General features: G+C 27.5%; 7 protein-coding genes. 3 read left to right on the forward strand and 4 right to left on the reverse strand.

Features of this window, described 5'->3' with window-relative positions; all coding sequences use genetic code 11:
* Positions 1–1,106 precede the first annotated feature (1,106 nt).
* A complete protein-coding gene (locus tag EDL80_RS01765) occupies positions 1,107–1,394 on the reverse strand; it encodes a DUF2610 domain-containing protein (RefSeq protein ID WP_158406495.1) in 288 nt (95 codons plus the stop codon).
* A gap of 5 nt (positions 1,395–1,399) precedes the next feature.
* Positions 1,400–1,993 (reverse strand): hypothetical protein, encoded by a 594-nt coding sequence (locus EDL80_RS01770; protein ID WP_158406496.1) that lies wholly within the window; start codon positions 1,991–1,993, stop codon positions 1,400–1,402.
* 70 nt (positions 1,994–2,063) lie between these two features.
* Here EDL80_RS01770 and EDL80_RS01775 point away from each other — a divergent pair, with 70 nt between their 5' ends.
* Together EDL80_RS01775 and dnaG are read left to right on the forward strand one after the other, a co-directional pair.
* Positions 2,064–3,077 carry a class I SAM-dependent methyltransferase gene (locus tag EDL80_RS01775; protein ID WP_158406497.1) on the forward strand — a complete coding sequence of 338 codons (1,014 nt, stop codon included), beginning with the start codon at positions 2,064–2,066 and terminating at the stop codon, positions 3,075–3,077.
* A 1,089-nt stretch (positions 3,078–4,166) separates the two neighbouring features.
* A complete protein-coding gene (dnaG, locus tag EDL80_RS01780) occupies positions 4,167–5,939 on the forward strand; it encodes a DNA primase (protein WP_158406498.1) in 1,773 nt (590 codons plus the stop codon).
* A gap of 1,076 nt (positions 5,940–7,015) precedes the next feature.
* On the opposite strand, the gene rpoD is transcribed toward dnaG, so the two are convergent.
* Both rpoD and dusB read right to left on the reverse strand, forming a co-directional pair.
* Positions 7,016–8,881: an RNA polymerase sigma factor RpoD gene (gene rpoD, locus EDL80_RS01785; protein ID WP_158406499.1), complete on the reverse strand. Its 1,866-nt coding sequence runs from the start codon at positions 8,879–8,881 to the stop codon at positions 7,016–7,018.
* 956 nt (positions 8,882–9,837) lie between these two features.
* Complete coding sequence (gene dusB / locus EDL80_RS01790) at positions 9,838–10,791, reverse strand: tRNA dihydrouridine synthase DusB (RefSeq protein WP_158406500.1); 954 nt, start codon at positions 10,789–10,791, stop codon at positions 9,838–9,840.
* Positions 10,792–11,661: 870 nt separating this feature from the next.
* Between dusB and EDL80_RS01795 the strand changes: the two genes are divergently transcribed.
* The gene (locus EDL80_RS01795) at positions 11,662–12,507 is read left to right on the forward strand and encodes a 4-(cytidine 5'-diphospho)-2-C-methyl-D-erythritol kinase (RefSeq protein WP_158406501.1); all 846 of its coding nucleotides are present in this window, start codon (positions 11,662–11,664) and stop codon (positions 12,505–12,507) included.
* Positions 12,508–13,597: the final 1,090 nt, after the last annotated feature.

Genomic DNA, 13,597 nt, shown 5'->3' on the forward strand with positions numbered 1-13,597 from the left:
GCTTGCCACCAGTGTTATATTACGATCACATTGTCAATAAGTTTGTTTATTGATTATGGGTTCTTTATAATGTGGTGTTGTACAATTAAGTACTTGTTTAGTACATTTATAATAGTAATATTCTTTAGAACTTTTATTTATGTGAAGTATCAAGAACCTTGGTTATTGTTGATGGTTTATGATGAGCTATAGCTTATTGATAACTATGTTATTGTTTTATTAAATTGTGCTTTTAATAGGTTAATATTTATTTTTAAATTGTTTTTGATTATAAAGTAGTGTTATTTATTGACATTGCAATTTCTGTCTTTAGTATATGGTTCTGATATTACTATATATTATCTTGAATAGTTTTACAGCGTAACTTGATGTATAAATGCTTTGCTTTTTGTGATGTTATGTTTTTATAGAGTATGTAATTGTTATTTAGTAAGTATTGATAATTAAAGCCATTTTTATAATTATGAGTGTTCAATGATATAGTACTGAAGTAATATGTAATATTGCTGTGCTGGATTTTCTATAGGTAATTCTTATATGAAACGGTACTATATTTTATAGTGAACATATTATTATATGCTGGAATATTTTTTACTTATCAATGTAACTATAATGTATATTACGTTTGTACTAGATATGTTTATGAGTGTACTATTACCTATAATATTGAACTATTATTTTTATCAATAAATGTTGTTAGTTTAAAATATAATTATTAAGGTGTTGTTTTTGGTTAATATAATTTTGAATAGCAGTATATTTTATAATTATGTAAGTAGTAAATAACCATATCTATATCTAGTAGGTGATTTATATAATAAATTTTATTATCTATATATTTTTTGAATTAATGTACAATACTTGACTATTAGCTAAATTTTAGGAATTAGTTTTTTTATTGTGTAAAAATTATTTTTACTGTGATCTTAATAAAACATTATTCTTATTAGTATGAATAATTATTAATATGCGTATAAATACATGTACTTTCCTGCTCAATTCATATAGTTGAGTTTTTATGAATAGGGGTAATATTGAAAAGTTTTTTCACTCATAACTGGTATTAATATACACATAAATAGAGGTAAACTGAGTATTATAAGCAATCATTGGTTAGAGTCTGATGAGTTTTTATTATTTTTATGTGCAGCAACTGTTAATGCATATACACAAAGATCTGCAAAACATATACCATTCTTTTGTGCAAGTGCATATAGCTTTGCTAAACTGTCTTTAATTTTTTCTGGTATATTGCCCCCACGTTCTTTTGCTAACCAGTTATCTTGATGTTGAATTGGATGGTTTTCTGGTTTTGGTTCTCCAATGTATATTGCAAATGGTGAACTTTGTCCATTAAAATTACATGGAACAATAAACTTCTTGACTCCTGGCATTTGTGTTACCTTGAACGACTATTTGAATTTTTCCTGTATTGTTGTACTTTAGATAATATTGCTTTCGCAACATGCTTTTTTACTTTTGATTCTGGTGCAACCAATACTCCTTCTTGTACTAAACTTTCTGCAACTAGTAAAACTTCTTTTAATAGCTTGATATCGTTGTTTACGAGATTAAGAAGTAAGTTATATGCCACCTTATAACTGATTTCATCTTGTTGATATATTATACTATTTTCATCAGTTTCAGATTGTTCCTGATCTGTAATATGATCAGTGTCAGCAGTGTTTTGTATGTCTTGATGGGTAAGTTGTGGTTGACTAGACGCATCGACTAATATAGCGCTTGATATTTGATATTTAGGGGATTGAGAGCATGTCATATTGTTAAGGTCTAGATCTTTTGAATTCTCTATATTATTTTGACAAGGCATTGAAAAAGTATAGTTAATGCTTTGTATATTTTGTTCTTCTAATCTGTAGTTAAATCTATGTTTTATATCAGGTGAGGTATTGCATAAATCATCAATTTTATTACCTAGGTTGCTTAAATATCCTTCATTTATTTTGTTTTGAGAGCTAGTAGATAGTATCATAATGCTAAATGTAATTTACAATCTTATCTACTACTTATATCATAACCACATAAATAAGACATTAATAATTATGCATTCTTACCTGAAAAAAGTTATCTTTGACTATGGGGGTGCTATGTCAGTTGAGCAGTTTATTAGAATTGCTCTTTACGATATAAATTATGGTTATTATATGACACAAATGCCGTTTGGTGTTTGTGGAGATTTTATTACTTCTCCTGAAATATCTCAATTATTTGGTGAAGTGATAGCGTTATGGGTATTGTTGAATTGGGAAAGAATCGGATCTCCTTCAAAATTTATTTTATTAGAACTAGGGCCGGGTAGAGGGACATTAATAAGTGATATTATTAGAGTACTAAAGAAGTTTAAACAATGTTACTCTGCAGTTGATATCTATCTTCTTGAGATTAGTCCTAAGTTAAAAGAAGCACAGCGTGGTATTTTACAAAATGAAAAAATAACATGGTGTGAAGATATAGATAGTGTTCCAAATTATCCTGTGCTAGTTATAGCAAATGAGTTTTTTGATGCTTTACCTGTAAAACAATTTGTGTGTACTGATGGTTCTTGGTATGAAAGATACGTTACAATCGAAGATGATAAATTTAAGTTTATTAATAAATTGGTAAATATAGAATTTCAAATATCAAGTGTAAAGGATGTTGGTAATCCAGTTATAGAAGTATGTGATGATGCAATCTCAATTATAAGGGTAATAGAGCATAAGATTGTGAAAAATAATGGTTCTGCAGTAATTATTGATTATGGATATATGGATCCTCCATATAGAAGTACTATACAGTCTGTTAAAAATCATAAATATAATAATGTATTTGAAAATATTGGTAATAGTGACATAACTACACATGTGAATTTTAGAGTTTTAAAGGAAAGTTTATCTTTTTTGGATTCATCAATTATGACTCAAAGAGATTTTTTATACAGTTTTGGAATTCAGGAAAGATTGCAGGTCTTAATTAAAAATGCTACAGAAATTCAACAACATGACTTAATGACTGGGTTTTTGAGATTGACTGAAAATATGGGTAGTATGTTTAAAGTATTATTGATCAATCCTTGATTAGTTAGCACGTGTTTTCAGTACTATTTATTAAGTATCATAGCTAGTATTATAAAATATGTTATTATAATGTAACTTTACTATTTAAAAATTTATTTTTTAAGTAAATTTTATTGCGGAGAAGTATGTATGTAATAAGCTTAACTAAAACTAATCTTATGATACATGTTAATAACTTTTAGAATAGTAAATGTTGTGTATTAATTTATAAGTTTTCAAACTCGTTATATAATATCAAAATGGTATTTCAAGATAATAAAGTATTTTGATTATATTGTGGATAATAGAAATTTATAAATTGTCTAATAATTTGAGTTGTAATGAAAATGCATATGCACTATTTATGGTGTATCTAGTAATGGATATAATATAAATCATATACTGGATTTATATGTTAGGTAATTTTATTGTTTAATATGGTGGTCATGACATATCAATATTTTATAACTATATATTTATAAGGGGATTTTTAAGGGATTAGATAATCTAGTTTTAGTAGTTTGATATGACATGTACTCAAGAGGATAGAAAGTTTTTTATATAGTATTGTTCTATTTAGAAATTTTTAACAAAGCTATTTAATTGTTTGTGGACTGTATTGTAATAGAATATTCTATTATTTGGGGTAAGTTGGTGTATAATGAGTATATTCTCTATAATTAGTTTGAATACTATATGCTACGAAAAGGTATCTACGTCATTATGAGTAAAAAACCTACAGTACTTATTTAATGCAGTGACTTGTAATTAGAGTGTAAAATTATAAAATAGATTTGGTACATTTTAAATAATATAACTGTATTAGTTTATTGATTAGCATGGGTAGTAAAATACATTTTTTGTTGAAGTATAAAAATACTTAGTGTTTTTGAATTATCTACTAAAATAATTATCGTAAATGAGTTTAGAGATATTTGTAATTGATAATTTATTTAATATTCTTTTGGCTATGTACTATAGTGATTCATAATTTAAGCTTGTACTACTCCTAGTGGTTTGTGGTTTTCAATGATTAATTACTGATGATATTGAGACTACTTTATATGTATATTATAGTTCAAAGTTGGATTATCTATTGTATTATGTAGTATGAGTATTGTAGATCTTATAAAGAGTAAAGTAAAATTATCTGATGTAGTTAGTCAAAGGGTAAAACTAACTAAGAGAGGTAGTAATATTATAGGGTTGTGCCCATTTCATAGTGAAAAAACGCCATCATTTACTGTGAGTGATGAAAAGGGCTTATATTACTGTTTTGGGTGTGGAGTGAGTGGTGATGTTATACAATTTATATGTGATATTCATGCATTGGATTTTAAAGGTGCAGTGAATTATTTGGCGGAAATGTATAGTATTGATATACCTCAGCATGTAGATAATCAAACTAGCTTAATTTACTTATTAAATGAAGCAACAATATGGTTTGAAAAACAGTTATATTCTAATGGTTTTGCATTAGAATATCTTAAAAGTCGTAAGATTACTGATATTACAATAAAAAAGTTTAGGTTAGGATATGCTCCAGCTCATGGTCTGATAAAACATTTATTGTCTGAAGGTTTTAATATTGATGATATAAAGAAAGCTGGGTTATCAAATAAAAATAATCAGGATTATTTTTACAATAGAATTATGTTTCCTATATGTAATTCTGTTGGGAATGTAATAGGTTTTGGAGGAAGATCTATTGTTGATGTAGGTCAAGGTCCTAAATATCTGAATTCTAGGGGAAGTGTTTTTTTTCAGAAGCGGGAAAGTCTTTATGCTGCTCATTTTGCTATTCGTGAGGCAAAGAAGAATGGAAGAATCATAGTAGTGGAAGGATATATGGATGTTATAATGCTTCATCAATTAGGAGTTGGTAATGTAGTTGGATTGTTAGGAACATCTATGACGTCTGAACATTTAATGTATTTATGGGAGATATCTTCTGAAGTTATAATTTGGATGGATGGTGATGTTGCTGGGAAAATGGCATCTGTAAAAATTGCATCTCTTTCACTATCTTTAATCAGATCTGGATGCATTGTAAAGTTTGTTAATGTAGATACAGGAGGTGATCCGTATGATGTTTGTATCAATGAAGGTATTAATGGTGTCGCAGCTGTTTTGGATAGTGCAAAGTTACTTTCAGAATTTATTTGGGATTATGAGTTATCTCAAGTTGTTAGTGGTAACTCTATTATGCCTGAACAGTGTAGTGTATTAGATGCTAGAATGAAATATTATTCTAGTAAAATTAGTGATAGTAATGTTGCAAGGTATTATAAAAAATATTTTTATACTCAGATTCGTGATCTTCAACAGTATTCAAATGGTAAGCATCAAGTTTTTGATGATACGAATTTAATGAAAAGATTAGCAATCGATAATTTGGGTAATATGACTGCTGAATCATTTTCTAGAGAATATAATCAATTAAAAGTAATTCATATAATTATGGAGTTTCCAGAATTGCTTGATGATCCAGTGATTTTTGATCAGTTTGCTAAATTTCATATTAGTAATGATATTTTATACAAGTTACAGCAGCATATTTTAAATATTAAAATAGCTTTGTGTGATAGTGTAATATCTAAAGATATATTATTATTGGAATTACAGAAAGAAAGTTTAAATAGTTCAATAGAATACGTATTCAAGAAAATGGAAGGTTTTAGGTATAATGTTGTTTTATCAAAGACTCACAATTTAGAAATTTCTAAGAAAGAAATAGAGAAAATAATGCTTTCTGATCAATTGCAATATATTCAAAAAGAAATCTTAAATTTACGTGTACAAGGTAATGATTCTCTAGCAGAAAAATTATCACATCAAGCACAATCTATAGATCTTAGATTAAGAGAGTTATGGGAATATTAGATTATGTATTTATCTGTTATTTGTAATACTTAATTTATATATGTATATACTTTTTTTCATTTTATTACTCATAGCTGATTGGTAAATTAATAATATGTGATCTAAGTACATAGTAACCTTATATTTTTAAAGAGATGTTTAGATAGTTAATACAGCTATACATTAAATTATATGGATAAAACAGAATTTACCTTTTAGAGTAAACTTTATCGTTGAAAATCTGTAAGTATATTTATTATGTAAATAGTGTGTTTGTAATATATGTAATAAAAAGAAGAGTAAGTGATTTATTGGGTCAGTTGTAAAGTAGAGTAAGAATGTATTGGTAATGTGGAGTAATGAAGCAGATATAAATGTCGAGGACTTACTATGTGTAAAGTAAACTTTATCGTTGAAAATCTGTAAGTATATTTATTATGTAAATAGTGTGTTTGTAATATATGTAATAAAAAGAAAAGTAAGTGATTTATTGGGTCAGTTGTAAAGTAGAGTAAGAATGTATTGGTAATGTGGAGTAATGAAGCAGATATAAATGCCGAGGGCCTACTATGTGTAAAGTAAACTTTGTCACTGAAAATCTATTACTATATTTATTTGTAAATAATATGTTTGTGATATGTGTATTGAAAGTGAGATTACATGACTTATTTGAATTGCTCATAAAGTAATGAAAAGTCATGTGTTATGTTATAACGGATTAATACTAAAGTATTATTATATAGGATGTTTATATACCATATAATGATTTTCTAATGATCGGTTTATGTGATTTGTGTAAATTAACACTATTATCTAGTATGTTTTTAATAGTAATTATTACTACACTTTTTGTTGTTAAAAAATACTAGTTTATTATGTGTAGGATAACCTTAAAGCATAGCACTATAATAGATATAGAAAACTATTGAGATATTTATACATGAAATTTTTCTTGGTCTGCATTTGTATTGTTATAACCTAACACAAATATATGTTATTATTACAAATATGTATATAATAATTTAACTATATATACTATAGTTTTAACTAGGTTAGGAAGATACCAGATAAACCTATATGACTTTTGAGGACTTTATTTAGAAAAAGCCTCGTAATTTTCTTGCACGACTTGGATGACGTAACTTACGTAAGGCTTTTGCTTCAATTTGCCGTATACGTTCTCTTGTTACATTAAACAGTTTACCAACTTCTTCTAAAGTATGGTCTTTCCCTCCTTTTCCTATACCAAATCGCATACGCAATATTCTTTCTTCTTTAGGGGTGAGTGTTGATAACACTTTTGTAGTAATTTCCCGTAAATCTGCAAGTACAGCAGCATCTTCTGGTCTTACTGCTCGCTTATCTTCAATGCAATCACCAAATGTACTACTATCATCATCTCCTATAGGACTTTCCAAACTAACTGGATCTTTTACTATTTTCATAACTTTGCGTATCTTATCAACGTTGATGTTTAACCTTGCTGATAGTTCTTCTAAAGTAGGTTCTCTGCCAATTTCGTGTAGCATTTGTCTTAGGGTACGGTTAATTTTGTTTACGGTTTCAATCATGTGTACAGGGATTCTTATAGTTCTTGCTTGATCTGCTATAGCCCTGGTTATAGCTTGTCTCACCCACCATGTTGCATAAGTTGAGAACTTATATCCGCGTTTATAATCAAATTTGTCTACTGCTTTCATCAAACCAATATTTCCTTCTTGTACTAAATCAAGGAATTGTAACCCTCTATTTGAATATTTTTTTGCAATAGATACTACTAACCTTAGATTTGCTTTTATCATTTCTTGTTTTGCTTGAGTTGCTGCGCGTTCGTGCTTTTGTATTTTTGCTACTAAAAACTTAAATTCAGCTAAACTATTTTCTCCAGAAAGTAATCGTATTTTGTTATACATGCTAACTATATTAGCTTCTTCTTTCTCAATCATATTATTCCATGCAGGAGATGTACCTTTTTTCTCTAGTACAGAATTACTATTATATGCGTCTAAAAATTCTTTTCTTGGTATGCCATAGCTTTCTGCTAGGGAAATAATTTTTGCTTCTTCTGCTGCAATTGATTTGTTTAAACTATAAATTTGTTGTGTGATTGATAGTACTGCTGAGTTGCTTAGCTTAATCTGATATATCATTTCCCATATGTTATCATGTAAGTCGTTATATTGCTTTTCTATGTCTTTAGTCAGTTGTCCTTTATGTTTTTTCTTAAGCTCCAAGATTTTTTCTGCTGATTCTATTACTGCATCTAAAATACTTACTACCTTAGGAAGTAATGCGTTTTCCATCTCAAGGATTGAAGCATTTATTGAAGTACTATCATCGTCATCATCATCTGATATGTCATCATTATCATCTTCATCAATTAAATCTTTATCGTAATCTAAAACACTATCGTCGTCTCCATCGGAGAATTTTTCAGGGAATTCATAACGATAATTTGCGTCTAGGTCTATTAGATCTCTTAGCATTATTTGTTCATTTACTAGATCGTCTCTCCATGACATAAATGTGCGTAATACCATTGGTGATTCCACCAATGATCTAAGCATATTGACTTTTTCTGATTTGATTTTTTTTGCAATCTCAATTTCTCCTTCGCGAGATAATAGTTCAACTGAACTCATTTCACATAAATACATACGGATAGGGTCATCTGTTTGTCCAAAATCCCACGACTTTATACTTGTATCTGAAACATCATCGTCATCAATGCCATCTTTCATTCTGTTGCTTTCTACTATACTACTAGCTTCATCTTCATCACTTTGTTCAAGTACATTTATACCTGAGTCTTGAAGTAAAGATATAGTTTCATCTATATTATCAGCTGATAATACATAGTCGGAAAAAACATCATTAATGTCATTGAATGTAACAAAGCCTTGTTTTATCCCTTTACTAACAAGGGTTCTTATTAGCTCCTTATCTGTCTGTAGATCTTTCATAATTAATGTTTAAGGAATGACAAACTCCACCAGATACCATACTATAAATGTGTTGTCAATTATAAAACGTACAGGGTATTATATATAATATCTTATTTAAATATTTATTATAATTTAGAAACAGTAGTTAATAATTCTGATAGTAGAATAAAGATTATATCAGTCAGAAATTCAGTAAGTTGTATGTTAGATTATAAAATTATGTAAAATATTGTAACGCTACAATTTTATAATTTATTATGATTTAAGAGATTGTTAATATAATTGCAATAGGATAAACATTATTTTTTACAAGAGAAATCCAATAAACTGTATTATCAGTTATAAAACTACATAGGAAACTATGTATGTAATATTATAACTTTAGAGTTTGTTCTGATTTAAAAAATAATTGGTATTGTGTTATAAGATGACAATTATCTCGGTGAAAAGTTCAATGAGCTGTGTTGTCAATTTAGTCCTACATGAGAAGCTATATGTATGGTATTTATACCTTTAAAGTTTGTGTTCTGATTCAAAAGATAATTAGTATAGTGGTAATAAGATAATAGTTATTTTGGTGAAAAGTTCAGTGAGCTATGTTGTGAATTTAGTCCTACATGAGAAGGTATATGTATAGTGTTATACCTTTAAAGTTTGTGTTCTGATTTAAAAGATAATTGGTATTGTGTTATAAGATGACAATTATCTTGGTGAAAAGTTCAATGAGCTATGTTGTCAGTTTAGTCCTACATGAGAAGCTATATGTGTAGTATTTATACCTTTAAAGTTTGTGTTCTGACTAAAAAGGTAATTAGTATAGTGGTGATAAGATAATAGTTATTTTGGTGAGATAAAAATTCAATAGGTTGTATTATTAGTTATAACATTACATCAAATAATTAATGTATATAGTATAATGAATTTAAAATTTAATTATTCAGAAGATGTTTAACATATTAGTAATGTGATAAAGATTAATTTTTTGAAAAAAAGTCTAATATTGTATCCCTAATGAATTGGTAATTGTTTGAACAATTGACCTTAGCCCGAAATTCTGCAGAATTTTCTAAACATGCACTGTACCATCCTATATGTTTTTTTGATATTTTAACTCCAGCATCTTGCCCATAGTATTCTATAATGTTGTCATAGTGATTAATGATAATTTGTAATTTTTCGGATGCTGTTGGGTCAGGTAAAATAGTGCCTAATTTTATAAATTGTAAGGCTTGATTTATAATCCATGGCTTACCGTATGCACCTCTTCCTATCATTATTCCGTCAGCTTGTGATTCTTTTAATGCTGTTTTTATATCGTCTAGAGTTTTTATATCACCATTGACTATAACTGGAATTTTAACGCATTTTTTTATATTACTAATAAACTTCCAATCTGCTTTGCCGTCAAACATTTGTGCTCTAGTTCTACCATGTATAGTAATCATTTTAATACCGCTTTCTTCAGCGATTTTTGCTAATTTAGGGGAATTTATATTGTTACTATCCCATCCGATACGCATTTTTAATGTTACTGGTATCTTTACTGCTTTTACTACAGATTCTAAAATCTTTGTAGCTGTTATTTCATCTTTCATTAATGCTGATCCAGCGTAGCTATTAACTATTTTTTTTACTGGGCATCCAAAGTTTATATCTATGATTTGTGCACCCATATCTTCATTAAGTTTTGCAGCTTCTGCCATTATTAGTGGATCACACCCAGCTAGTTGTATAGCTGTGTTATCTTGTATGTGTGATTTTTGTAGGCTGTTTTTAGTTTGTATGATCATTGCACGGCTTGCTATCATTTCTGATACTAATAATCCTGCTCCAAGACTTCTAACAAGAGAACGAAATGGAAAATCAGTAACACCAGACATAGGTGCTAATATCACAGGATGATCTGATATAAATTTATTGAGTTCCATATTTAGTAGATTGTATGCCACTAGGTTCTTAAGTATTGTGATATAAATTGACAAAATTATCAATTATAATATTAGAAGTGTGATTTTGGAGTATATGTCGATCTTTTAAAAATTGCTTTGCATTTGTGTATTGATCTAATGGTTGAGAGTGAGAGCATAGAATAGATATATAAAATACATAAAAAAAGCTCAGTATGATCAATTTTTTGTATATAAGTTGTGTAATTATTTAATTCCTTTTATCATTAAAAAATGTGTTGTGTCTTGTTTGAGGTAGTAGTTATTTTTTTTAAGAAATAATTGCTTGAATTTTTATTATATAGCTATTGTTAAAAATTGACTTAAGGTGAAATATTAATGTGTTTTTCCCGTGGCTTACTATATATCTATTAGGCTAGAACCTTTATTCCTTTTACGTATTTATGTTTTTTGTGAGTAGAAATATGTATTGATAAATCGAATATAATTTATGTCTTAAAATGTAAGTTATAATATTAGCTTTGGTAATTTTATCATATCAATATATATATTTTTGAATCTATACTTAATTATACGCTTTATATATTATGTATGTTATACGTGTTATATGTAAATATTATTTACGTATAAGTTGTTTTTCTCATAAAAAATTAATATATTAATATATTATTATACTGTAATAGTCTTTATTTTAATTATTAAGTGTTAAATATTATTAATAATTAATTTTTATGTCTTTTTTAGCATATATTTGTTGTATTATTTATCATGACACAGTATTATATTAAAAATTTATTAAAGTTTTTTATGGTTACAAAACATATTGTACAAATTACATAGTGTAATGAGTAAATATATATCATATACTAATTAGTGTTTAATGAAGTATTTATGTCGAAATTTTTAGTTAAAGCACCAGCAAAAGTGAATTTATTTTTGCATATTATTGGTAAGAATGATAGGTATCATTCTTTAGAGTCTTTATTTGTTTTTGTTAATATTTATGATATTTTAGAAGTGACAATAGGTGCACCTAGAAAGGGGGTGTATTTTGCTAATTTAAAGATTAATCGGTATAATAATACTGTAATTAAAGCAATAGAATTATTATCAAAGTATACTGATTCTTCTGTTAATGTTTTTGTTAGTGTTATCAAAAATATTTTAGTTTCTGCAGGTTTGGCAGGAGGGTCGGCTGATGCTGCTGCTGTTATGCGGTTGTTAGGTAATATGTGGGATATTGAGCATCAAGTACTAGAAGGATTGGCGTTAGAAATTGGAAGTGATGTTCCTGCATGTTTACATTCAAAAACTCTTTTTATTAAAGGAAGAGGAGAGAATATATTGTTACTTCCTGATTTGTGTTTACCTAAGTATATTGTTCTTGTTGCTCCTAGAGGTAGAGCATTAAGTACTGTAAAAGTTTTTAGTAATTATGAGGCAGGTACTTTCTCTTCTTCGATATCTGATAAACTGCCAGCAAAGCGGGATGATTGGCTAGAATTAATTTGTAGTGCAAGAAATGATTTATTGGATACAGCATTAAAGTTTGTTCCTGAAATAGAAGATATACTTTTTGTGTTGAAAAAGTTCAAAAATTGTTTAACAGCACGTATGACTGGTAGTGGAGCAACTTGTTTTGCTTTATTTAATGAATTAAATGATGCTGAAACTGCGGTGAGAGAATTAAAAATGACTCGTCCTGATTGGATAGTATTGAATGCCAGGATACTTTAGTATGTTCAGTTATAGTACTTTATGTGATTAATTACATCTTTTTTCTAGTAAAGTAATAACAATGTTTTTGAGGAATTACTGCCATTGATTGTCTGTAGGTATTATGAAATATGACTAGAGAATAATTATGTGATGTGTTGTTAATGTATGTTTCTTAGTTAAATATAAATACTATAGAGAATTATAAAATATATAGATGTTGTTTTAATGTTGTAAAATTAGATCATAAACAGATAAATTGATCAAGCTCATTTGTGATATAACTTTATAAATTCATTTAGGTTGTCATGTAAAATCATGGTTAGTTATTTAATGACGTTTATGTTGTAATACTGCTTATGAGGAAGTGGGTTAATAAAATGTATTTATAAATAAATCTGTAAGTTCATTTTCTTTATAGTGCAAAATCATAATTAGTTATTTAATGATGTTTATGTTGTAATATCCTGCTTATGAGGAAATGGGTTAGTGAAATGTATTTATAATAAATCTATAGGGTCACTTTCTTTATAGTGCAAAATCATAGTTAGTTATTTAATGATATTTATGTTGTAATACTGCTTATAAGGAAATGGGTTAGTGAAATGTATTTATAATAAATCTATAGGGTCACTTTCTTTATAGTGCAAAATCATAATTAGTTATTTAATGATGTTTATGTTGTAATATACTGCTTATAAGGAAATGGGTTAATAAAATGTATTTATAAATAAATCTGTAAGTTCATTTTCTTTATAGTGCAAAATCATAGTTAGTTATTTAATGATGTTTATGTTGTAATATACTGCTTATAAGGAAATGGGTTAGTGAAATGTATTTATAATAAATCTATAGGGTCACTTTCTTTATAGTGCAAAATCATAATTAGTTATTTAATGATGTTTATGTTGTAATATACTGCTTATAAGGAAATGGGTTAATAAAATGTGTTTATAAATAAATCTGTAAGTTCACTTTCTTTATAGTGCAAAATTATAGTTGGTTATTTAATTAAGTTTATGTATAACATTCTGTTTGTGGAAAATAGGTTAATAAAATGTATTATTGATGTAACCCTATAAGTTCTTGGAATGGTAGTTCAGAATTGTTG

It is taken from the genome of Ehrlichia ruminantium (genome assembly GCF_009728835.1).
Taxonomy (GTDB): domain Bacteria; phylum Pseudomonadota; class Alphaproteobacteria; order Rickettsiales; family Anaplasmataceae; genus Ehrlichia; species Ehrlichia ruminantium_B.

Coding starts and splice junctions, on each gene's coding strand:
- EDL80_RS01770 (WP_158406496.1), bottom strand. CDS start 1,993: ATGATACTATCTACTAGCTCTCAAAACAAAATAAATGAAGGATATTTA.
- dnaG (WP_158406498.1), top strand. CDS start 4,167: ATGAGTATTGTAGATCTTATAAAGAGTAAAGTAAAATTATCTGATGTA.
- EDL80_RS01775 (WP_158406497.1), top strand. CDS start 2,064: ATGCATTCTTACCTGAAAAAAGTTATCTTTGACTATGGGGGTGCTATG.
- dusB (WP_158406500.1), bottom strand. CDS start 10,791: ATGGAACTCAATAAATTTATATCAGATCATCCTGTGATATTAGCACCT.
- EDL80_RS01795 (WP_158406501.1), top strand. CDS start 11,662: ATGTCGAAATTTTTAGTTAAAGCACCAGCAAAAGTGAATTTATTTTTG.
- EDL80_RS01765 (WP_158406495.1), bottom strand. CDS start 1,394: ATGCCAGGAGTCAAGAAGTTTATTGTTCCATGTAATTTTAATGGACAA.
- rpoD (WP_158406499.1), bottom strand. CDS start 8,881: ATGAAAGATCTACAGACAGATAAGGAGCTAATAAGAACCCTTGTTAGT.